The organism is Streptomyces hygroscopicus subsp. hygroscopicus (genome assembly GCF_030269125.1).
GTDB lineage: Bacteria > Actinomycetota > Actinomycetes > Streptomycetales > Streptomycetaceae > Streptomyces > Streptomyces hygroscopicus_C.
Genome location: NZ_BSSM01000003.1, coordinates 42,588 through 62,741, shown reverse-complemented (window position 1 = coordinate 62,741; position 20,154 = coordinate 42,588). Strand labels below are relative to the sequence as shown.

At 70.8% G+C, this 20,154-nt stretch carries 20 protein-coding genes and 3 pseudogenes; 11 read left to right on the top strand and 12 right to left on the bottom strand.

Annotated elements, in window-relative coordinates; all coding sequences use genetic code 11:
- Nucleotides 1–1,398 carry a hypothetical protein gene (locus QSK45_RS08385; RefSeq protein ID WP_285554781.1) on the bottom strand — a complete coding sequence of 466 codons (1,398 nt, stop codon included), beginning with the start codon at nucleotides 1,396–1,398 and terminating at the stop codon, nucleotides 1–3.
- A gap of 198 nt (nucleotides 1,399–1,596) precedes the next feature.
- On the opposite strand from QSK45_RS08385, the gene QSK45_RS08380 reads away from it, so the two are divergent.
- Nucleotides 1,597–2,064, top strand: a complete 468-nt coding sequence (locus QSK45_RS08380) for a transposase family protein (RefSeq protein ID WP_285554780.1) — start codon at nucleotides 1,597–1,599, stop codon at nucleotides 2,062–2,064.
- Between the two features lie 143 nt (nucleotides 2,065–2,207).
- Here the strand turns inward: QSK45_RS08380 and QSK45_RS08375 are convergent, their stop codons facing one another.
- Nucleotides 2,208–3,089: an SDR family oxidoreductase gene (locus tag QSK45_RS08375; RefSeq protein ID WP_285554776.1), complete on the bottom strand. Its 882-nt coding sequence runs from the start codon at nucleotides 3,087–3,089 to the stop codon at nucleotides 2,208–2,210.
- 88 nt (nucleotides 3,090–3,177) lie between these two features.
- Here QSK45_RS08375 and QSK45_RS08370 point away from each other — a divergent pair, with 88 nt between their 5' ends.
- Complete coding sequence (locus QSK45_RS08370; RefSeq protein ID WP_285554775.1) at nucleotides 3,178–3,756, top strand: TetR/AcrR family transcriptional regulator; 579 nt, start codon at nucleotides 3,178–3,180, stop codon at nucleotides 3,754–3,756.
- A 214-nt stretch (nucleotides 3,757–3,970) separates the two neighbouring features.
- Here the strand turns inward: QSK45_RS08370 and QSK45_RS38365 are convergent, their stop codons facing one another.
- On the bottom strand, nucleotides 3,971–4,252 hold the full coding sequence (locus tag QSK45_RS38365) for a transposase (RefSeq protein ID WP_490993520.1): 282 nt from the start codon (nucleotides 4,250–4,252) through the stop codon (nucleotides 3,971–3,973).
- Between QSK45_RS38365 and QSK45_RS08365 the strand changes: the two genes are divergently transcribed.
- Nucleotides 4,143–4,403: a hypothetical protein gene (locus tag QSK45_RS08365; protein ID WP_285554774.1), complete on the top strand. Its 261-nt coding sequence runs from the start codon at nucleotides 4,143–4,145 to the stop codon at nucleotides 4,401–4,403. The two genes, QSK45_RS38365 and QSK45_RS08365, sit on opposite strands and share 110 nt — an antisense overlap.
- A 157-nt stretch (nucleotides 4,404–4,560) precedes the next feature.
- Here the strand turns inward: QSK45_RS08365 and QSK45_RS08360 are convergent, their stop codons facing one another.
- Nucleotides 4,561–5,421, bottom strand: a complete 861-nt coding sequence (locus tag QSK45_RS08360) for a helix-turn-helix transcriptional regulator (RefSeq protein ID WP_285554771.1) — start codon at nucleotides 5,419–5,421, stop codon at nucleotides 4,561–4,563.
- Nucleotides 5,422–5,567: 146 nt separating this feature from the next.
- Between QSK45_RS08360 and QSK45_RS08355 the strand changes: the two genes are divergently transcribed.
- Nucleotides 5,568–6,194 carry a YbhB/YbcL family Raf kinase inhibitor-like protein gene (locus QSK45_RS08355; RefSeq protein WP_285554770.1) on the top strand — a complete coding sequence of 209 codons (627 nt, stop codon included), beginning with the start codon at nucleotides 5,568–5,570 and terminating at the stop codon, nucleotides 6,192–6,194.
- A gap of 1,211 nt (nucleotides 6,195–7,405) precedes the next feature.
- On the opposite strand, the gene QSK45_RS08350 is transcribed toward QSK45_RS08355, so the two are convergent.
- The gene (locus QSK45_RS08350) at nucleotides 7,406–8,614 is read right to left on the bottom strand and encodes an MFS transporter (protein ID WP_285555513.1); all 1,209 of its coding nucleotides are present in this window, start codon (nucleotides 8,612–8,614) and stop codon (nucleotides 7,406–7,408) included.
- Between the two features lie 305 nt (nucleotides 8,615–8,919).
- Here QSK45_RS08350 and QSK45_RS08345 point away from each other — a divergent pair, with 305 nt between their 5' ends.
- The 3 genes from QSK45_RS08345 (at nucleotide 8,920) to QSK45_RS08335 (ending at nucleotide 10,973) form a co-directional block, all read left to right on the top strand.
- Nucleotides 8,920–9,489: a CGNR zinc finger domain-containing protein gene (locus tag QSK45_RS08345; RefSeq protein ID WP_285554768.1), complete on the top strand. Its 570-nt coding sequence runs from the start codon at nucleotides 8,920–8,922 to the stop codon at nucleotides 9,487–9,489.
- Between the two features lie 67 nt (nucleotides 9,490–9,556).
- Complete coding sequence (locus QSK45_RS08340; RefSeq protein WP_285554767.1) at nucleotides 9,557–9,835, top strand: hypothetical protein; 279 nt, start codon at nucleotides 9,557–9,559, stop codon at nucleotides 9,833–9,835.
- Nucleotides 9,836–10,178: 343 nt separating this feature from the next.
- Nucleotides 10,179–10,973 carry an MBL fold metallo-hydrolase gene (locus tag QSK45_RS08335; protein WP_285554766.1) on the top strand — a complete coding sequence of 265 codons (795 nt, stop codon included), beginning with the start codon at nucleotides 10,179–10,181 and terminating at the stop codon, nucleotides 10,971–10,973.
- 93 nt (nucleotides 10,974–11,066) lie between these two features.
- Here the strand turns inward: QSK45_RS08335 and QSK45_RS08330 are convergent.
- Nucleotides 11,067–11,179, bottom strand: a pseudogene (locus QSK45_RS08330) (integrase/recombinase); the annotation flags it as partial.
- Nucleotides 11,180–11,233: 54 nt separating this feature from the next.
- Nucleotides 11,234–11,737 (bottom strand): hypothetical protein, encoded by a 504-nt coding sequence (locus QSK45_RS08325; RefSeq protein WP_285554764.1) that lies wholly within the window; start codon nucleotides 11,735–11,737, stop codon nucleotides 11,234–11,236.
- Between QSK45_RS08325 and QSK45_RS08320 the strand changes: the two are divergent.
- Nucleotides 11,727–11,855: pseudogene (locus tag QSK45_RS08320) on the top strand (IS481 family transposase); the annotation flags it as partial. The gene QSK45_RS08325 and the pseudogene QSK45_RS08320 sit on opposite strands and share 11 nt — an antisense overlap.
- A gap of 1,149 nt (nucleotides 11,856–13,004) precedes the next feature.
- Here QSK45_RS08320 and QSK45_RS08315 read toward each other — a convergent pair.
- Both QSK45_RS08315 and QSK45_RS08310 read right to left on the bottom strand, forming a co-directional pair.
- On the bottom strand, nucleotides 13,005–14,084 hold the full coding sequence (locus QSK45_RS08315; protein ID WP_285554763.1) for an alpha/beta hydrolase: 1,080 nt from the start codon (nucleotides 14,082–14,084) through the stop codon (nucleotides 13,005–13,007).
- 119 nt (nucleotides 14,085–14,203) lie between these two features.
- Nucleotides 14,204–15,169, bottom strand: a complete 966-nt coding sequence (locus QSK45_RS08310; protein ID WP_285554761.1) for an alpha/beta hydrolase — start codon at nucleotides 15,167–15,169, stop codon at nucleotides 14,204–14,206.
- A 186-nt stretch (nucleotides 15,170–15,355) separates the two neighbouring features.
- On the opposite strand from QSK45_RS08310, the gene QSK45_RS08305 reads away from it, so the two are divergent.
- Entirely contained in the window at nucleotides 15,356–15,814 is a 459-nt protein-coding gene (locus tag QSK45_RS08305; protein ID WP_285554759.1) for a MarR family winged helix-turn-helix transcriptional regulator, read from the top strand.
- On the opposite strand, the gene QSK45_RS38360 is transcribed toward QSK45_RS08305, so the two are convergent.
- Both QSK45_RS38360 and QSK45_RS38355 read right to left on the bottom strand, forming a co-directional pair.
- Complete coding sequence (locus QSK45_RS38360; RefSeq protein ID WP_395485509.1) at nucleotides 15,801–16,367, bottom strand: hypothetical protein; 567 nt, start codon at nucleotides 16,365–16,367, stop codon at nucleotides 15,801–15,803. The two genes, QSK45_RS08305 and QSK45_RS38360, sit on opposite strands and share 14 nt — an antisense overlap.
- 5 nt (nucleotides 16,368–16,372) lie before the next feature.
- Nucleotides 16,373–16,612 (bottom strand): annotated as a pseudogene (locus QSK45_RS38355) (alpha/beta fold hydrolase); the annotation flags it as partial.
- 1,321 nt (nucleotides 16,613–17,933) lie between these two features.
- On the opposite strand from QSK45_RS38355, the gene QSK45_RS08295 reads away from it, so the two are divergent.
- Nucleotides 17,934–18,185 (top strand): hypothetical protein, encoded by a 252-nt coding sequence (locus QSK45_RS08295; RefSeq protein WP_285554757.1) that lies wholly within the window; start codon nucleotides 17,934–17,936, stop codon nucleotides 18,183–18,185.
- Nucleotides 18,186–18,372: 187 nt separating this feature from the next.
- On the opposite strand, the gene QSK45_RS08290 is transcribed toward QSK45_RS08295, so the two are convergent.
- The gene (locus QSK45_RS08290) at nucleotides 18,373–19,035 is read right to left on the bottom strand and encodes a TetR/AcrR family transcriptional regulator (protein WP_285554755.1); all 663 of its coding nucleotides are present in this window, start codon (nucleotides 19,033–19,035) and stop codon (nucleotides 18,373–18,375) included.
- A 155-nt stretch (nucleotides 19,036–19,190) separates the two neighbouring features.
- Here QSK45_RS08290 and QSK45_RS08285 point away from each other — a divergent pair, with 155 nt between their 5' ends.
- Complete coding sequence (locus QSK45_RS08285) at nucleotides 19,191–20,144, top strand: fumarylacetoacetate hydrolase family protein (RefSeq protein ID WP_285554754.1); 954 nt, start codon at nucleotides 19,191–19,193, stop codon at nucleotides 20,142–20,144.
- Nucleotides 20,145–20,154: the final 10 nt, after the last annotated feature.

Here is a 20,154-nt window from a genome sequence, read left to right as displayed (position 1 = left end):
TCAGGGCGGGCCAGGCGATGCGCAGACAGTGGCGGATGCGCCGGTAGCCGGTCGGTGGACGCTGGAACCGGCCGCGACCGCGCATGACCCGTATCCGAGCCCGTAGCTGGTCGGCCATCGGCTCGGGCAGCTGCGCGATCCGCTCGTACAGGCCCGTTCGTCGTGCCTGTCCCGCCGCTCCGCGCCCAGGTCCGGAACCCCCGTCTGGACCGTCCCGGCCAGGGAGCGCACATCACGCTCAGCAATCGGCGCGTGCGGGCCCACCCGGGCCGGCAGTGTATGCAGGACCAGGGCCGCGCCGCCCACCACACTGCGATTGTCGGCGACCCAGGTTCGCGGGTGGCCGGCGGTGAACGTGTCCGACACTTCCTGCGCCGGGGCCGGCAGCGGGGCCAGGGCCGTGGTAGCGATGTGCTGTTCGCGCTTCCAGGCGCGGGGCATGGTGAACAGGGTCAGCTGTCCCGGATCCATCGGCGCCGGTGTCACCTGTTCCTTGGACGCCAACGTCGTCCGGGCTCGTTCGCGTGCGCGGCTGACGGGGCCGGACCGCTTGTGCACGACGAACCCCGGCTCCCCGGCCCGCCGCTTCAGCTGGTGCGCGAGCACCCCGGCGAAGGCGAGCTGCGTGAAGGACACCGCGGCCAACTCGGTGCCGCACTCCCGCACGTAGGCCAGGCAGCCGCGGCACAGCCCTTGCTTGTGCAGAGGCAGGCCCTGCCGACGGCAGCGCGGACACGGTCCGAGCGGGTAGAGGCCGGGATTGTGCCGCCACTCGCCGCAGCCGCCGCACCGAGCCGTGGTGATTCCCCAACTCCCGCAGTCCGCGCATGCGCCGACCGGCCACAAGGCCGGCGGCGGAGCCGCACGCGGCCGCAGCATCCCAACCTCGTCGAGGATCTCGGCCGCGGTCGCCTTCAGCGGCAGCCGCACCTGGTCGAGCATCTCCGGTGCGACCAAAGCCTCACCCTCTGCATCCCGGATCGCCAACGCGCACCGGATCACCCGCATCGCCATGTACGGCCAGTTGGCTGCCAGACCGGCCTTCGCCGCCTGCTGCTCGGCGAGTGTCTGCAGGACTGCTTCCTCGGGCCATGTTCGGGCGCTGATCCGCCGGGCGTGCTCGCGCTCAAGGCGTCGCCGGACGGGAAACAGGGCGTGTTGCCCGCGCATCGCCGCCGGACAAATCCGCGGATCATCGATCAGCCGACGCACCTCGCGGGGCCCGAGACAGGGGCTGGCTGCACCGCGCGGGCGCGGCAGGTTCCGTCCGCCCTGCTGGCCGAGTCCCGGTACGTACAGGTGCAGCTGGGTCGGCGCCGGGAGAACAGCCTCGATCCCGGACCGGATCTCCTCCCGCACCGCGATCGCGCACGGGCGGCACAGGCCATCGCCATCCACATGCCGGATCCGACGGCAGCGGGCACAAACCGTCTGGTCGCGGCGCTGTTTGAGCCAGTTGCAACAGCTCCAGCACAGTCCCACAAGCAGTCGGGGCACGCCCCAGCCCACACACAGCCGACATTGCCGTACGACAGCGCAAGCGCCGCGTCTGGACCGCGCTCTGAAGAAGGTCGCCAGCAGGGCGGGGAGGTGGTCTTGATCGACGGCACCCTCATTGCCACCCAGCGCCGCACCGGGAAGGCCGACCGGCGCAACTACTCCGGTAAACACCACCGGCACGGCCCGCACTTCCTCGCCCTGACCGACGAGCGGGGCCGGCTGATCTGGATATCCGCCGCCCGGTCCTGCCGCACCCACGACAACACCGCAGCCCGCCACGATCACCTCCTGGCCCACCTGCGCGCCGCCGGCCTCGGGGCCCTGGCGGACCTGGGCTTTCGCGGCCTGGACAACGACGTACTCGACCCTGTGATCGTCACCGGCTTCCACGCCACCCGCACGCGCAAGCTCACCGTCGGCCAGAAGACCGCCAACCACGTTCTCGCCGTGGGACGCGCACCGGTCGAGCACGGCTTCGCCCACCTCAAGAACTGGCGGATCCTCACCAAACTCCGCACCGACCCGGCCCGCGCCACCTGCTTCCTGCGCGCCCTGCTGTCCTGACGTACCTCGAAGTCAACCGCTGAGGGATCCACTCAGCAGGCAGTCGCCCACGACGAACTGGAGTGTCCCGGTACCGGGCATGCCGGCCCTTGACCAGTGACCCATTGAGCCGACCCCGTCCGCTCCCCTGGAACCGGTGTGCGTCAGGGCTGAATGGTTTCCAGGTCCTCGAGGAGGCTGGAGTGGGTCGGCTGCCACCCGAGGGCATCGCGGGTATGGGCGCTGGACGCCGGCTGGTCCATGGCGAAGATCGGGCCGAACGGGCCGAAGTTTTCCTGCGGAACCTCCTCGACCGGCAGGCCCAGTCGCCGGCCGATGACTGTGGCGATGTCCCGCACCGTGTCGCCCTCGTCGGCGACGGCGTGCCAGGATGTCCCGGCCGGCGCGGACTCGAGGGCCAGACGGAACAGGACCGCTGCGTCGAGCGCGTGCACGGCCGGCCAGCGCTGGGTGCCGTCGCCCGGGTAGCCGGCCACCCCGGTGCGGCGCGCTTGATCGGTCAACAGACCGGCGAATCCGCCCTTGCCCTCGTTGTGGACTGTGCGCGGCATGCGGACAGCCGTGCTGCGCACACCGCGCGAGGCGAGGTCCAGCAGCGCATTGACCGAACGGCCTCGACCGCCCACCGGTCCGTCGGTCGGCAGCGGATCGGCCTCGACAGAGGCGCGTCCCGGCACCCAGGGCGTGCCAGAGACCGTGACGATCGGGCGGTTGCTTCCGATGAGTTCCTGCCCCAGCGCAGCGACAGCGGCGCTCTCCTCGGCGATGGCCTGGGCGAGCGCTTCCGGACTGCTGTAGTCGCGTCCGAACGCCAGGCTGATCACGCCGTCGCACTGCGCTGCGCCGGACCGCAGGACGTCGAGGTCCGCCAGGTCTCCTCGCAGCACCTTGGCACCAGCGCGCTCAAGGGCCTGCGCGGAGCCGTCCGAGCGAGCCAGCGCGAGAACGGTGTGGCTGTTGCCGAGCAGTTCGGCGACAACGGCAGAGCCGATGGTGCCGGTACCGCCGGTGACGAAGACGTGCATGAGCTCTCCCTGAAAGTGATGGGACTGTTGTCCCATCACTGACCCTACACGGTGACGGGACAGGTGTCCCATCACCTATCCTGGTCTCATGGCTAGATGGCAACCGGGTGCGGCCCAGCGACTCGTCGTTGCTGCCGTCGACCTGTTCACCGAGCAGGGGTACGACGCCACCACGGTGACCCAGATCGCCGAGCGCGCCGGTGTCACCAAGAGCACCTTCTTCCGGTACTTTTCCGACAAGCGCGAGTTGCTGGTCGCCGGCCAGGAGACGCTCAGCAGGCTGCTCGCCGACGGCATCACCGAGGCCCCTGCGAGCGCCAGCCCGCTCCAGGCGGTGGCGGCCGCTCTCGAGCGCGCATCGAGCGCCATGGGTCCGGCGAACCGTGAACTCGGCCCCCGTCTCAAAGCAGCCGTGGCAGCCAGCACCGAACTACAAGAACGCGACGCCCTCAAGAGTGTCGGTCTCGCGGCCGCCATGACAGCCGCGCTCATCGCCCGCGGCGTCCCCGAGACGACCGCGCACCTCGCGGCCGAGCTGGGAGTCCTGGCGTTCAAGCGGGGATACGCCCAGTGGTCCGAAGGCGATCGTGACGACGAGGAAGGGCTCGCGCCACATGCACTGGCAGCCCTGGAAGACCTGCGTGCGGCAACTGCGTCGCTGGGCTGATCGATTCCGCTCGGCTGTCGTCGGCCGGGCCCTGTCGGCGCCATGGGCACTGCACCCGTCGACCGCCTCCGAGACGCGCTGCTCGTCCTGACAAACGTCGGAGCCAATCGCTGACAGATGACCTACTGCAAAGACAGTCACCCACGACCAGCGCGAGGACCCCGAGAGCCGGTCACGTCAGCCCTTTGACCTGTGATTTCAAGTTGGCGTAGGCTCACCGCATCCAGCACCGCACCATTCCGACGGTGCCCGGCACTGTCCCGCGCGCCGGTCCACCGCACCCGGTGCGCGCACCGCATTGGTGCGCCCACCGCCGACCGCCCCCCTTGTCCGGCTCCGCTGCACCCCCTTGTCCGGCTCCGCTACCGCGCAGGGACTCCGAGCTGATGCCGAGTTCCCGGGCCACGGCGGTGACCGTCTTGCCCGAGGAGTCGACGAGCGCGATCGCGTCCCTCTTGAACTCCTCGGTGTACCGCTTCGTGTACTTGCTTCCCACCTGGTGCTACTTCCTCTGGAACCTCAGGTCCCAGTCTCCAGGTGTCCACGATCAAGGGGAAGCTTCACTTCTGGTCCTGGCCCGCCTGCGCGTCCAGCCCGCGCTCCGCCTGACCGGCGCGGTGCTCACCGGGATCGCGGCCCTCGGCTAGCTGGTCGACCGCCTCGGCCTGCCCAATCCGGTGGCCCGCGCGGCCGACAGCGCCGGCTCCCACACCACCCTGTTCCTGATCACCCTCACCCTGGCCGCGCTCACCAGCACCGCCTGGACTCTTGCCGCCCGCGTGCGCGGTGCGCCGCAGGGCGGCCTCAGGCCGCTCCGATGGCATGCAGACCCGGGCCGCTCATGAGCCTGCGGAAGCCGTCCTCGGCGGCCGGGTCGGCCGGGGTGACGGCGATCAGGCACTGGTCCGAGTCGTCGCGGGTGGCCAACGTGTCGTAACAGACGGCCAGTTCGCCGACGACCGGATCCACGACGCGTTTACGGCCGTGGGCGCGTCGCTGCACCGTGTGGTCCTCCCACCAGGCGGCGAACTCCGCGCTGTGGTCCCGCAGGTCCGTGATCACCTCGCGCAGCCGGGGATCGTCGGGGTGGCGGGCCAGGTTCGCCCGCAGGTTGCCGACCGTCTCACGGGCCACCCGCACCCAGTCCAGCTGGCTCTCGCGCATCCGCGGCGCCAGGAACAGCACCCGCGCGGTGTTGCCGGTGGTCTCCCCGGCCGTGCCGAAGTCCGCGCCGAACAGGGCCGTGGCCGCCGCGTTGTGGGCCAGCACGTCGAAACGGAAGTCCACGACGTAGGCGGGGATCAGCGGCATCCCTGCCAGCAGCACCCGCAGCGAGTCGCCGACCGGCGCCGACAGGTGCCGGGACACCGGGGTCTCGTCCCGCGCGACGAGGTGCAGATGAGTCCGCTCGGACGGCGACAGCCGCAGCGCCTGGGCCACCGCGTCCAGCACGGCGGCGCCCGGTGTGCCGACCCGGCCCTGCTCCAGCCTGATGTACCAGTCGATGCTGACGGCGGCGAGCTGCGCCACCTCCTGCCGCCGCAGCCCCGGCGTACGGCGCCGGTCCGTGCCCGGCAGCCCGACGTCCTCGGGCCGCAGCCGCGCCCGCATGGCGCGCAGGAACTCCGCCAGTTCCGCGCGTTGAGGTGACCGGTGACTCGCCATGCCCTCATGATCCTGAGCCCGGCCGCGCCCTGTCGACCCGGGAGCCTGGTATTCCGGATGCCAGGAATCCAAGAGCCTTCCTGCCGGTGTTCCCGCTCCTTGATCGTGGAGCCCCCAGACACCGACACCTGACCCAGGAGGGCACCATGAGAAAGCCGATCCGAGCCGCCGCCCTGGCCGCGGTCGCCGCCGCCGTCACCACCGGCGTGACCACGGCCAACGCCGACACCCACCGCACTGGCCGGGCCGACGACGGAGGGTACGGCTACACCGAGGTCCGCGAGGGCGTCCCGGACTCCGCCGCCCACTTCAAGGTCACCAGCCCCGACATCCGCGACGGCGGTGCCTTCCCGGCCGACGCCTACGCGAACGCCTTCGGCTGCTCCGGCGCCAACCAGCAGATACAGCTGTCCTGGCACGGCGCCCCGAGGGGCACCCGCAGCTACGCGGTTACCATGTTCGACTCCGACGCCCCCACAGGGTCCGGCTTCTGGCACTGGCTGACCTGGGACATCCCCGCCACCAGCACCGAGCTGGGCGGCACCCTGCCGACCGGCGCGGTGGCCGGCACGGACGACGCCGGCCAGACCGGCTACCTGGGCCCCTGCCCGTCGGCCGGTGACATCACCCACCACTACCGGATCACGGTCTACGCCCTGGACACGGCCGGCCTGCAACTGCCCGCGGCGACCCCGGCCGCCGTCACCCGCTTCACCATGTCGAGCCACGTGATCGGCACGGCGACGATCACGGCGACGGCGCGGCGCGCCTGACGGCTCCCCGAACTCAGAAACGCGTGGCGGCCCGGACCAGGTCGGCGACGGCCCGGGAGCGGCTGTGCGGCGGCCATGCGATGGTGCGCACCGCCACCGCGCGGCACGCGCGTTACACGGCGATGGGGCGCACCGGGTGCACACCGGTCGGTGCGGGGTGCGCAGCGAGGGCCTGGCCCACGCCGACGGCCTCCAGCTGGCGCAGGGTGTCGGCGACGTCCTCGTGGTCGTCGGTGAGGAACTGCTGCGCGAAGTCGATGACGGCGCGGGCGATGCCCTCCGCCGTGTCCCGCCCCGGCCTTGGCCCAGATCCGCAGCGAGGTCACGAAGACGCGCCCGAGGGCCTCCAGGGCGAAGGTCCTCGCATGGCTCGCCCGCGTCCGCGCCGGGCAACGCGGTGACCGGGACGACGATCCGGGTGGCGACGTCGACGAGCAGCTCGGGCATCCGCGGCTCCGCGCCGACGAACTCGCGGGAGGCGTCGACGTCGTCGGCCTGGACGGCCCGGAGGTAGTTGAAGGCGCTGATGGCCGCGTGAGGGGGCATCGGGGTGAGCGGTGTGGTGTCGGGCATGTCGGCTCCTCAACGTACGGGCCGCCTCGCCGATCGCGGCGGCCTCGAACCCGATGCTCGAACTGCGGCCCTGTGGACAGAGACCGGCCGCTGGCGGGGGAGATCTCTTCGGGTGACGCGGCTGAACCCGCGGTTTGGCGGCTCGTCGTGGACCGGCACGATCTGGACACCTTCGCGCACAACGCGCTGCGTGCCGCTGGTGCGGTGGCGCCGGGCCGGCTGCACTTGGTCGCCGCGCCGACCTGGGCAAAGAGAAGCTGCCCACGTTGCTGCGCGCAGCCTTGGGTGAGGCGCCGTCGCAGGCGCTGCAGGAGCGGTACGCGCTGCACGCACGGCATGTGACGGCGATGGCCTGGTACCGCGGCGCGGACATGGTCGGAGGCCCAGGGCGCTGTTGGTGGCCGCCGATCTTGACCGGCGAGGAGGTGGCGCGCTGGCGGCGCCTGTCCACCCCTGAGCGGGCGACGGCACGGCTGCCCGCAGACCACCACACGCTGCTGCGCGGGGAGGCGGTCCGCCGGGTCGCCGACCTGACGACCGGGCTGCTGTTGGTGCCGGTTCCGGTGCCGGCTCGCCGAGCCTGCCGCGGCCGGCCGGGGAGCAGGTGTGCTCGGCCGGCACGCGGGGGCGGCGGCGCCCTACTCGCCGTAGGCCTTCGCGAGGGCGGGGCGGGTCAGGACGCGCAGGAAGGGGAGGACGGTGACGGCGACAGACGCGGCGAACATCAGGAACGCGAGCCGCAGCCCGAGCCACTCGGCGAGCAGGCCCATCACGCCCGCACCGATGGGCATGGCGCCCCAGCTGAAGAGACGGCCCACGGCCGTGTAACGGCCGAGCATGGCGTCGGGGACCAGGCGCTGTCCGATGGTGCGGGCGTTCACCGTCCACAGGGTGCCGCCCATGCCGCCGGCGAAGGCCGCGGCGGCGACCGCCCAGAGGTCGGTGGTCAGCGCGGGCACGGCCACCATCGCGAAGGTGCCGACCAGGTCGGCAAACATCACCCAGCGGCGTCCGAGGAACCGGTTCACCCAGCTGACGACGAGGGCACCGACCAAGCCGCCGATACCGAGCGCGCTCAGGAGCATCCCGTACTGACGGGGGCTGAGGTGCATCACCTCGGTGGCGAACAGCGGCATGAGCGCCAGCCAGGCGCCCCAGCAGGCGCACAGCACCGTAAGGATCAGAGACATGGTGCGCAGCAGCGTGTGCCGCCACAGGTAGCGCAGTCCGCCGGTGATCTGCTGGTTGACGCTCTCGGCGGGGCGGGCCGCCGAGGCGTCCTGGGCGGCGCGGAACCGGCCGGTGAGCAGAAGCAGGACCAGGGCGGCCGCCAGGTACGACACCCAGGTCACGCCGAGGGCGAAGCCGGTGCCCGCGGCGAGCAGGAGGCCGCCCACGAAGGGGCCGCAGAACTCGTTGCAGACCGTCTCGGCGCCAGCGATCCAGGCGTTGGCGCGCTCCCGGCCCTCCGGCGGGACCAGCGCCGGGATCAGGGCCGAGGCCGCGGTCAGCGCGACCACCTCGGCCACGCCGAGCACCGCGCCCACGGCACAGAGCACGGGGACGGTGACCCGGTCGGCCAGCGCGGCCTCGGCCAGCGCGCCGAGCGCGAGCAGCCGCAGCGCGTTCGCCCCCCACAGCAGGCGCCGCCGGTCAACGCGGTCGACCAGGACACCGACGTGCAGGGCGACGAGCAGCCAGGGCAGGGACAGGGTGAGCGACACGGCCGAGATCTGGGCCGGGGAGGTGGAGGCACGGGTGGCCAGCAGCGGCAGGGCGATCTTGGTTACACCGTCGGCGAGGTTGGTGATCGCGGTGAAGGTCAGCAGGACGACGGTGTTGCGCATGCTCCGGGCGGCGGCTTCCCGTGACGTGCCGTGTTCGGCGGGCTTCCCGAGCTTGCCTGGATGGGTCGCGGCGCGGCGGGCCGGGGGCCGCGCGGAGCGATCCGACGCGGTGTCGGCGGTCGTCGCCGGTGCCTGCGCGGCCTGGAGTGCTTGATCATCCATCACCGTCCCCTAACCATCTATCGTGTTTACTGGTTATTCCCGAGAGGGTGAGTCTGGCATGCTCGGGGGCTGGCTCGCTACCCAGTCAAGGCGTTAGCCGGTTAGGCCGGGTATAGACTGGGGCTCCTGCCAGGAGGTGGTCCATGTCCGAAGCACCGGCTTCCGCCCAGCTCATCGAGGCCTTCGCCAACACCGTCGACGTGGAACTCGGCACCGACGAGCTGGCCACGGCGAGCGCGCTCTCCGCCTGGCTCGCCGAGCGCGGACTGCTCGACCGCGAACGCCGGATCGGCGCCGAGGACCACGCCCTCTGCCTGCGTCTGCGCACCGGCATCCGGGAGGAGTTGGGCGTCAACGTCGGTGACACCGCCGACGCGGCACTCCTCGCCGGAGCCGACGAGGCCCTGCGTGAGCTGCCGGTGCTCATCACCGTGCGCGGCGGTACAGACCGCGGCGGTGTGCTGTCCCCGGCGGCAGAGCTGACCCCGGTCAGGAAGGCCCTGGCCAGCCTTGCCATCGCCTGGAGCGAGCTGGTCATCACCGGTGAGGCCGTCCGGCTCAAGCGCTGCGCCGAGCACGCCTGCGCCTGGGTCTTCTGGGACGTGTCGAAGAACCGCAGCCGCCGCTGGTGCTCGATGCGCGTGTGCGGCAACCGCGCCAAGGCCCGCCGGCACTCCGCGAAGCAGGCCGCCGCCGCGGCGGCGGACCGGTAGGGCTTCCTGAGCGAGCGAACCGGGGGCGTCCATCGCGCTGCGGCTGCGTGCGCTGAAGCCCGGCGTAATGCCGACGCTGCGCTGGAGCCTGTTCTACGGAGAGGCCCTGATGCTGACCCACGCCCGGGTCTGGGCGGCCGCGGCCCCGAACTCCGTCCTGGAGAACATCTACGGCCCGACCGAGATGACCGTGACGTGGACGGAGTTCCGGCTGCCTGACCGCGGCGAGGACTGGCCCCGGCCGGCCAACGGCACGGTGCCCATCGGCACCCCCTACCCCGGCCAGGAGCACCCGGCGACGCCACCCGGCCCAGGCGCTGCTGCTGACCGACGCCGAAGCCGCTGACTGGGCCGCCGCCACGCGGCATGGAGCTGCCGAAGGGCGACAGGCGGTCGCGCCAGCACTGCGACTCGGCCTGGCCGTACGAGGGGTCAGCCAAGGTGAACCCCTCTCGATCACCGCGATCGCCAACCTCCTCAAGGTCAGCCCGGGGATGTTGTACAACCACAAGACCTGCGCGAACTCCGCTCCAGCCGCACCCCCGTCCCGCTCGACGGCCGCGCCCGGTGAGCCCCGACAAAAGATCGTCTCCCGTGGGAATCCCCCGCCGCCGAGGACGGTTGAAGCGATGGCCCACGAACGGCTGTCCGGTTTGGGGTGGGCTCATGACAGTTGCGGGAGGGCGTACGTGAAGATCGGCGACATCGAGGTTCTGGCGATCACGGACGGGGTGGGCACCGAGATTGCTGCGGAGATCCTCACCCGCCCCGGCGTGGACGACCCGTGGGCCTGCCATGAGCACCACCGGGAGGCGGACGGGAGCCTCGGCCTGCCCCTGGGCGGCTTTCTCGTGCGCAGCGGGGAGCGGACCGTCCTGGTCGACGCCGGGGTCGGACCGTTCGACGACGGCAAGTACCGCGGGGGCCGGTTGCTCGACTCGCTCGCCGCCCACGGTGTCACCCCCGACGACGTGACAGATGTGGTCTTCACCCACCTGCACTTCGACCACATCGGTTGGGCCGCCGTCGATGGCCGGCCCGTCTTCCCCCGCGCCACCTACCGCGCCCACCGTGCCGATTGGCAGTACTTCGTGACGGGTGACGCCGCCCAGCCCGAAGCCGTCGACAAGCTCACCCCGCTCGGAAACCAACTGGAGCTGTTCGACGCCGACTTCACCCTCGCTCCCGGTGTCGACGCCCTCCATCTGCCCGGCCATACGCCTGGCACGACCGCGTACGTGGTCTCCTCCGGCGGGCGCCGCGCGCTGCTACTGGGGGACGTGGTCCACTCGGTGGTCCAGTTCAGCGAGCGCGACTGGCAGGTGATCTGGGACGTCGACCCCGCCGCCGCGTCCGCCGTGCGCAACCGTATCGCCGACGCGGCCGCCGACACCGACGACCTGCTGGTCGCCGCCCACTTCCCCGGTATGCGCTTCGGCCGCATCATCGCCGCGGACGGCAACCGGCGCTTTGTCGCCGTCTAGTACCTCGCCAGAACTTCCGTAATTGTCCTACGCGGTCACGTTCTCGCGATGCCGCTGGCTGACGCCAAGAAAGTGAGTCGGTCGGTTCGGGCCTCCCGCTGGTAGCTGCGGACCGTGTTCGGGTTGCCGAGCGAGTCGAGGAAGGCGTCGGCCGCCGCGCGGACGGTCAGCGCCTTGCGGGTCGGCAGCTGCACGACGGTGGGCACCGCTTCCCCCTTGCCGCAGATAACAGGGCCGCTTCACCTACGGCCCGGAGAGCGTCACCGCAGGTGACGAACCAAGCTCCCGCAGATATTGGGGGTGTTATCCGTGGGACGACTTCCGACGCGTCCGCTCGCCGACGCCGCGTCAGCCGCCCAGTGGTGTAGCCACTGGGCGCGTTCACGGTCGAGCAGGTAGGAGGTGCTGGCCGCTGGATCCACGGGTGGCCGGACACCACGCTGGTGCGCGTCGACCGCCGCCAGAGCAGCCGTGTGCAAGGTGAGGGCGTGGCCGCTGTCCGGGCCGGTGAAGGCCGCACTGTCCGGTACCGGCCCCCGCGTGCCGGTGCTGCTCACCTCGGCGAAGGCGCGGCAGGCCGCTCGGAACATCGAGGCGCGGGCGTCCGGCGAGTCGAGCGGGCCCAGCTTCTGCTCGACGAGGTCGGCCTCGATGTTGTCCAGTTCCTTGCGCAGCAGCGGCAGTACGGCGCCGCTGCGGGCCGTCAGCAGCACCCGGGTGCGCACCCCGGGCCGGTTCAGCAGCGAGTTGCCCAAGGTCTTCACCAGCAACACCCAACGAACCCGAGCACTCGCGCCCTGGCTCGTCTTCTACAACACTGGCCGCCGACACACCGCGCTCGGCGGCCAACCACCGATCAGCCGACTGTCACCAACCTCATGACTGAGTACACCTAGGGCAGCGGTCCGCGCGGCGAACTCCAGACTCAGGCGGGTCTTGCCCTGCCCTCCCGGCGCGTGCAGCCACAGGACGGACAGCCTGGGCCCTTTTTGATCCCGCCACCGCTCCGGTGAACGCAATTCCGGTTCTCGGCCGGTGAAGGGGACGGCGCGGTGGCGTGCGTTGAGCATGCGGCTCGGCAGCATGCTCAGCCACGCGGCGTCGGGCACCGACGGCGGTCGCCACTTCTGCAGGTCGTACACCGGGGGGCCGCTGTCGAAGACGGCCATGTCCCCTCCAACAACCCCGTAGCCGAAGCCTCCCGGATGAACGGTGATGTTCTGCTGGAAGTCCGGACCGCTCTCGTTGTCGCCGCTCGGCATGCTCACTCCGTCGAGTCGTCGCGCGCACATTTCCCGGCACCTGCGTGCCAAGTGTCGCCTCACCTGGCCGGCTTCGTCCACGCACTGCCGTGCAGGTGCTCGCGCACAGGCCGACAAGCGTTGTTCCCCCACCACGGTCATCGCGCGCCGGGGCGGCACCGTCAGGGGCGACGTCGGCCGCGGCCTGGAGTGGTTCGAGTCCACGCGCACTGTCATTCTGCTCTGTCGCTCGGGCTCCTACCAAAGCGCTGCCGCCCAGGGCTTTCACCCACCTCACCCGACAATGGGTCGCCTCCAGCGGATACTCCTCCTCCCCGTGAGGTCGCGGCGGCAATGGGCTGTGACCCATGGCGCAGGGACGCCGTCTGTCGAGTGACAGGTCGGGACGTGGAACTTGCCGGGCAGGACACAGGCCCGGCGTTCGGGAGTACCGGCTCCGGAGCGATTTCTTCCGGCTTGAGGGCGGACCGTGGATACGGTGGGCCACCGGGGCATCTGATATGCGAATGCCGCCGCGCCCTTCCCTGACCCGCTAAGTAGCGGGTCAGGGAAGGGCGCGGCGGTATCTCTGGTGCTTCTCTGGGACTTTGGGCCCGCGGGCGGGCTGCGGACCACGCTCCGCTGGCTCTGCCGACCGGCTGTGGCTGGGCGAAGGTGTCGATGGCGGCGCCGTCCCGTGCGCCGGCGGAGGTCGAGCTGGTCCCCACGCTCCCCGCCGCGGCCCAGGGCTCGGCGGCACGGCCGAAGCCGGTCCGCTCTGGAGCGGGGGTCAGGAGCCGCTGTGAAGGCCGGTGTAGAGGAAGTGGTCGGCCTGGTCGACGGCTGCCTTGGCGGCGTTGGTGTTGGCGAGGGCGTTGAGCATGGCGAAGTCGTGGATGATGCCCTGGTAGCGGACGGTGGTGATGTCGTTGCCGGCGGCGCGGAGCTTGGCGGCGTACGCCTCGCCCTCGTCCCGCAGGACGTCGGCCTCGTCGGTGATGACCAGGGCCTTGGGCAGGCCCTTGAGCTGGTTGAGGCTCGCGCGCAGTGGCGAGGCGAGGATCTGCTTGCGGTCCTTGGCGTTGGGGGCGTAGGCGTCCCAGAACCACTTCATGGCCTTGCGGGTCAGCCAGGGTCCGTCGGCGAACTCCCGGTAGGAGGCCGTGTTGAAGTTGGCATCGGTGACCGGGTAGAAGAGCACCTGCTCGCGCAGGGCAGGGCCGCGGCGCTGCTTGGCCATGAGGGTGACGGCGGCGGTCATGTTGCCGCCGACACTGTCGCCGGCGACGGCGATCCGAGAGCCGTCGACGTTGATCTCGTCACCGTGCTCGGCGACCCACTTGGTGGCCGCGTACGCCTGCTCGATGGCGATGGGGTAACGCGCCTCGGGCGACGGCGTGTAGTCGACGAAGATGACCGCAGCGCGGGCGCCGTTGGCGATCTGCCGCACCAGCCGGTCGTGGGTGTTCTCGTTGCCGAGGACCCAGCCGCCGCCATGGAAGTACATGACGGCCGGGAGCTTGCCGCTCACTCCCGCGGGACGGACGATCCGGATGGTCACCTCGCCGGTGGGTCCCACCTTGAGGGTGCGGTGGCTGACGTCCGCCGGGAGCTTGCCCACGGGGCCGGCCTGCGCGCTGTCGAGTGCCTTGCGGGCGTCGCCGTAGGACAGGGTGTAGATGGGCGGGTTCTTCGCGGCTGCGTCGGCGAACGCCTGGGCGTCCTTTTCCAGCACCGGGGCGGTCGTGGTGGCGGACGGTGCGGCGGGTGAGGCCGACGCGTTGGCGGTGATGGTCACCCCGGCGATGAGGGCGGCTGCTGTTGCGGCGACGGCGATCGTGCGGTTGATGCGGACAGGTGCGGTGCGCATGGGGGAACTCCTGGTGCGTGGTGCAGGGTGTGCGCCACGCGGGTACTGAGGCGGGACCCGGGTGGTCCGGCCGGGTGTGGTGCGGGGGTGTTACGGGCGCCGGATGTGCTTGAGGGCGCTCAGGCGGTGCCGAGTGCGATGCGCAGGGTGGCGACGGCCTGGTTGATGGCGGCTTCGGCGGCGTGGGTCTCGCGCAGGGCGTTGAGCATGACGAAGTCGTGGATGATGCCCTGGTAGCGGACGGCCGTGACGGGGACGCCGGCCTGGCGGAGCTTGCCCGCGTATGCCTCGCCCTCGTCGCGCAGGACGTCGGCCTCGCCGGTGATGACCAGGGCCGGGGGCAGGCCGGTGAGCTGCTCGGTGGTGGCGCGCAGGGGGGACGCGGTGATCTGGGCGCGTTCGGCCTCGTCGGTCGTGTACTGGTCCCAGAACCACTGCATGGCGTCCCGGCGCAGGAAGTAGCCCTCGGCGAACTGGTGGTAGGAGCCGGTGTCGAACGCGGCGTCGGTGACGGGGTAGAACAGCACCTGCTGGACGAGCGGCACGTCCCCGCGCTCCTTGGCCATCAGGGTCAGCGCGGCGGCCATGTTGCCGCCGACCGAGTCCCCGGCCACCGCGATCCGGCTCGCGTCCAGCCCCTTCGACGAACCCTGCTCCACGACCCAGCGGGCGACGGCGTAGTTCTGCTCGATCGCGACGGGGTAGCGGGCCTCGGGGGAGAGGTCGTACTCGGGGAAGACGACGGCGGCGTTCGCGCCGACGGCGAGTTCGCGGACCAGGCGGTCGTGGGTGTGGGCGTTGCCGAAGACCCAGCCCGCACCGTGGATGTAGATGACAACGGGCAGCGGACCGGCGGCACCGACGGGACGGACGATGCGCGCCCGGACGGTGCCGGTGGGCCCGCCCTGCACGGTCACCCACTCCTCGGCGATCTCGGGCTTGGCGGTCTCGCCGGACTGGACCTCGTCGACGGCCTTGCGGCCCTCGACCGGGCCGAGGTCGAACAGATACGGCGGGTTGGCGGTGGCCTCGGCGAATGCGGCGGCGGCCGGTTCCAGTACGGGGCCGGTGATGTTCTCGGGCATGGGGACTCCTTGGGCTGATGCCGGGGCTGCGGCCTCGGCGACCGATGTGTCCGTCCGTTCGGCGGTCACGAGAACACCGTAGCGCTCGATTCAGTCGTGCACAACTTAAACGAGCAAGACATAGTCGAGGGCGCTTGGAATGGGTAAGATGTATCTGGTCGATCACCAGAGGTAAGGACGGCGCTCATGGACCAGAACGCGCGCGACGACGCCGCAGTGGGTTCGCTGCTGCTTCAGGACCAGCTCTGCTTCGCCCTGTACGCGGCCTCGCGGTCGGTCACGACCCGCTACCGCCCACTGCTGGACGAGCTGGGGCTGACCTACCCGCAGTACCTCGTCATGCTGGTGCTGTGGGAGCAGGGCACGGTCTCCGTACGGGAGCTGGGCACGGCGCTCCAACTGGAATCCAGCACCCTTTCGCCGCTCCTTAAGCGCCTCGAGGCCGGCGGCCTGATCCGCCGCGAACGACGCACCGAGGACGAACGCTCCGTCGCCGTACGCCTCACCCCGGCCGGCGCGGACCTTCAGGAGAAGGCCCGCGCCGTCCCGCTTGCCATCGGCGAGGCCATGGGGCTGACCCCCGAGCAGGACGCCACCGCGAAGCACTTGCTCCGCCTGCTCACCGAGAACGTCACCCACGACTGAGGCACCGGGGCGCGGCGCGCGCACTCTGGTTCACCAATTGCTCGTGCCAGATGATCGCGCGACACCACGACTGGGGGACGGCGGAACACCTTCGCCGTGCACGTGACATGAGGAAGGCATACGGAAGGGGCGGTACGGGTGACCCGTACCGCCCCATGGGGCCCGGCCCTACGACTCGATGAACTCCAGGATGTCGGGGTTCAGCACGTCGGCGCGGACGGTGAGCATCCCGTGCGGGTAGCCCTCGTAGCTCTTGAGCTTGCTGTTCTTGATGTTCGATCTGCTTGAGGTCCTCGGTGAAGTCGGTCTCCGAGAACGCCTTGATGCACTCGTAGTGCGCGTTGGCCGCACCCATCATGCCCTGCCGCCACCAGTTGTCGATGACGCCCTGGGACACCTCTGCGCCGGGACGGTTGAAGCCGTAGAACGGCCCGGTAGGGACGTCGACGAAGAACTGGGCGCGGTTGGCGGCGAGCGCCTCACGGAACCCGTCGAACGTCTCCATCGGCAGGCCGCCGGGGTTGGCCTCGGCCTTGAGCATGATCGGCAGCACCGCGGTGACCAGACGGCCTTCGAGACGCGTCCGGCCTTGGCATGGGCGACGTAGCGGGCGACCTCGCCACCACCGGTCGAGTGACCGATGTGCACGGCGTCCTTCAGGTCCAGCGCGTCGGTCAGGGCGACCACGTCGGCCACGTAGGTGTCCATGTCGTGCCCGGTGGCCGTCTGCGTGGAGCGGCCGTGGCCCCGGCGGTCGTGCGCGATCACGCGATAGCCGCGGGACGAGAAGTACAGCATCTGGTTGTCCCAGTCGTCCGCGCTCAGCGGCCAGCCGTGGTGGAAGACGATCGTCTTCCCGGCACGGGGACCCCAGTCCTTGTAGAAGATGACCGTGCCGTCGTCGGTGGGCGGCCTGGGTCCCAGCGGCGCACGCGGTCGGTTGAATACCTGATGGAGTCGAAGTCCGGCCCGGACGATCCCCTGCCGGTCGTCGTGCATGTCGGTGCCTGCGCGATCCGGCAGGGGCGCCGGGTCCCGTCCGTGATCAGCGCGCAGCAAGCCCGCATGGTGCTCACCGACACGGTGATCGGGGCTGAGCCGTGCCCGAGCCGACCGTCTCGGCCTGCCCCCGCTCACCCGACTCGGGATCCACCAGATCGTGCTTGCTGCCGCGCCCACCGCCGGCCTGAGCGCGGTCAAGGTGGCCCGCAGCCTGGCGGGCGGCCTCCGGGTTCGTGCACGGCCGCTACTGGCCCAACCTGCGCGCTTCCCAGCCGTGTGCGGCCATACCAGGAGCCGACGGAGTCCACACCGTGGTCCTCGTCATCGACGAGGACCAGCACCGGCCGCTGGCCGAGTACTGCCACACCATGCTCGACCGGCTGCAGGAGCACTACGCCGCGCGTGCCCAGGCCCGCTGATCGCACCCCGACTGGCCCGGCCCGCCGGAGCGGAAAACCACGGACCGCTGGGCGACCGCCGGGTGCTGCACATCGGTAGGAGCGCACAGGAGCGGGGGAGATGTCCGGCAACGCAGAAACCGACGTGCGTATCGCACCCAGCGCCCTTGAGGCCTTGACGCGGATCATGGCCCGGCAGGGGACGTCAACGGGACGCGACGATCCGCGAACTGCTCACCGAGCACGTCGCAGCGCAGGAACAGAGGCAGCCAGAGGACCGGATCACCCACATCTCCACCGTGCTGCGCTACCCGCGGCCGCCGCGCTGGCGAGGCGACCCCAGACACGACGCCCCTCTGCGGGTCCGGGCACCTGCCGGCCTGCTGAAGCGGGCCCGCGCCGTCTCCCTGCAATTGCCCGGACAGCACCCGCGCGCCCACCAACAGCCATCGCCAAGGCCGAACCCTTCACCGACACCTTCCTCACCGGCCTGCTCCCGCTCCTGCGCCACGGCGCCGAACGGGCCGAGTCGGCCGGGCCGTGCGGCGCGCAAGGGCGCGCAGGCAGAGCGGGGCCGGGCCGGCCGGAGTCAAGGCGGCACCGGCACGCGCCGGGTGCGCGGAGAGGGCGGGGAGCTGCCGCCGAGGTCCAGTCGCCTACGTACCGCCAGGGAGCCGGAGGAGCCACTCCGAACGGGAGGGGCGGGAGCCGGGAGCCCGGTGGGGGGCATCGTGTTCCGGTCGACGGTCCACGCCGAACGGCTTCGCTTCACGCAGGAACCCCGGACAGTCGTCCGCTTCCCCGGCACCGGGAAGCGAGAGTCGACGAGCCACAGCGACCGGACCCACCTGCCGGACCCGGTCGTCCCCCGTCAGGAATACCAGGACGTCACCGTCGCCTACCACCTCGCGACCCGGCTCACCAGGGAACCGGAGGCCGGGCGGAGCGGTGGCGACGACACGGACGGGTGATTCGCAGTGCCGACGGTCGCGGAGTCGGCAACACGGTGATTTCCGCTTCGGGCGGGACAACCTCCTCGCCCGGCCCGGCATCCGCAGACCGCTCCGACCGGCAGGTCGCTCCTCCGCCCGGCCTTGAAGGCCCCGCAGCGTTGCCCTTCTGAGCCCCCGGCCCTTTCATCATCGACGCTTCCTCACATCAGGTCGGGGTGGAGAGCGATGGCAGGGGCCGGGTGGCAATCTCCTGGGCTTCGGCGCGCGTCATGCCGAACATGCACAGGAGACGGCATGCCAGTTGGTCGGTGACGCGCTGGACATCGAGGTCGGGGCTGGTCTCCAGGAGGTGAAGCACGCCGAGCAGGGCGCCGCCGACCATGGCGACCGCGGTGCGCGGGTCGTCGATGTCCAATCGCCCGCTGTCGGCAGCGGCCTGCAGGTCCCGCATCGCCTGCGGAGCCAGCCCGCTTTGGGAGGTCAGGTAGGACATGCCGGTACGCACGAAGATCCTGGCCATCTGCGGATGGGTGTGCCGCAGACGGCCGGTCAGGCGGACGCTGGCGGAGAACACCTCCGCCGGGTCCTTCAGGTCTCCTACGGCGGAGTCCAGCAGAGCTCCATGCTCTTCCAGAGTGAGGGAGAGGGCGGCGTCGAACAGCTCGTCCTTGCTGGTGAAGTGGCTGTAGAAGGTACCGAAGCCGACGTCGGCCGCCTCGGTGATCTCATGGATGCTCACGTCGACCCCCCCTTGCTCGGCGAGGAGCCTCTGCGCCGCAGTGACCAGCGCTGCCCGGGTGCGAGCCTTGCGCCGGTCCATCCGGTTAGGTGCCCGGTTGCCGCCCCTGTCCTGCCCATCGGTAGTCACGGACTCATCCTACTGATGAAGTCAATAGTGATTCTTCCATCAGTATCGATGCTTATTGACGATCCTGATATCTGTGTCGATCCTGTCATCACCAGTGACCGGAGATCGCTCTTGGGAGTCGTCCGGTAGACGCTGCCTCAGCCTCAGGAGAGCCGATGAGTATCCGAGTCGTCCGCACCGCAGAGGGCTGGTGGGTGGAGAGCAGCACAGGACGGCTGCACCGTATTGGCACCCGTGCAGACACCACCGCCGCCTTGCTCGCAGACCGCTTGGCCGTGCAGGAGACAGCCGACCGCGCTGCGGCTGAACCCGACGCCGGGCCTTCCGCGGGAGAAGCCGAGTTGCTGTCGCCCGTCACCACCCCCTGCCGGGTGGTGGCGCAGATGGTCAACTACGGGTCCCACGCAGTGGACTCCGGATTCGACCCGGCCACCGTCCCGCCCGCCTTCTTTCGGAAGGCATCCGGGTCGGTCAGCGGCCCCTACCAGGACATCGTCCGGCCGCCGCATGTGCGGTTCCTCGACTACGAGGTGGAGCTCGGGCTGGTCATGGGGGCTGACCTGCCCGTCGGCACCGAGGTCACCGGCTCCGCCCTCTCCACGTATGTCGCCGCGCTGATCGTCGCCGACGACGTCAGCGCCCGGGACCTGCAGCTGCCCAAGACGCAGTTCTACGAGTCCAAGTCGTACCCGACCTTCACCCCGCTCGGGCCCCGGCTGCTCCTGGTCGATGGCGACGATCTGGCCCGCCTGCCGGACCTGCGGCTCACGCTGAAGGTCAACGGGGTCACGAGGCAGGACCGCACCACCACGGACATGATCGTCCGGCCCGCACGTGCCCTCAGCCTTCTGGCCCGCTTCCAGAACCTGCAGCCCGGTGACGTCCTGCTCACCGGAACCCCCGGCGGCACCGCCCTGAAGTCTCCGGGCAGGCTCCTGACCACGCTCGCCGCCCTGCTGCCCCCGCACAAGCGTTGGCAGAAGTTCTTCGCCCGCCAGCAGGCGAACCCCGACTACCTCAAGGACGGCGACATCGTCACGGCCCGTATCGCGACCGACGACGGCGTACTCGATCTCGGCGAGCAGCGCACCGTGGTGCGCGCCCGCTGACGCTTCCCTG

Bases quoted from the DNA above. Each gene is read 5' to 3' on its own strand.
- QSK45_RS08375 (WP_285554776.1), bottom strand. From the start codon at position 3,089: ATGCACGTCTTCGTCACCGGCGGTACCGGCACCATCGGCTCTGCCGTT.
- QSK45_RS08370 (WP_285554775.1), top strand. From the start codon at position 3,178: ATGGCTAGATGGCAACCGGGTGCGGCCCAGCGACTCGTCGTTGCTGCC.
- QSK45_RS08365 (WP_285554774.1), top strand. From the start codon at position 4,143: ATGCCGAGTTCCCGGGCCACGGCGGTGACCGTCTTGCCCGAGGAGTCG.
- QSK45_RS08360 (WP_285554771.1), bottom strand. From the start codon at position 5,421: ATGGCGAGTCACCGGTCACCTCAACGCGCGGAACTGGCGGAGTTCCTG.
- QSK45_RS08355 (WP_285554770.1), top strand. From the start codon at position 5,568: ATGAGAAAGCCGATCCGAGCCGCCGCCCTGGCCGCGGTCGCCGCCGCC.
- QSK45_RS08350 (WP_285555513.1), bottom strand. From the start codon at position 8,614: ATGCGCAACACCGTCGTCCTGCTGACCTTCACCGCGATCACCAACCTC.
- QSK45_RS08345 (WP_285554768.1), top strand. From the start codon at position 8,920: ATGTCCGAAGCACCGGCTTCCGCCCAGCTCATCGAGGCCTTCGCCAAC.
- QSK45_RS08340 (WP_285554767.1), top strand. From the start codon at position 9,557: ATGCCGACGCTGCGCTGGAGCCTGTTCTACGGAGAGGCCCTGATGCTG.
- QSK45_RS08315 (WP_285554763.1), bottom strand. From the start codon at position 14,084: ATGCGCACCGCACCTGTCCGCATCAACCGCACGATCGCCGTCGCCGCA.
- QSK45_RS08310 (WP_285554761.1), bottom strand. From the start codon at position 15,169: ATGCCCGAGAACATCACCGGCCCCGTACTGGAACCGGCCGCCGCCGCA.
- QSK45_RS08305 (WP_285554759.1), top strand. From the start codon at position 15,356: ATGGACCAGAACGCGCGCGACGACGCCGCAGTGGGTTCGCTGCTGCTT.
- QSK45_RS08285 (WP_285554754.1), top strand. From the start codon at position 19,191: ATGAGTATCCGAGTCGTCCGCACCGCAGAGGGCTGGTGGGTGGAGAGC.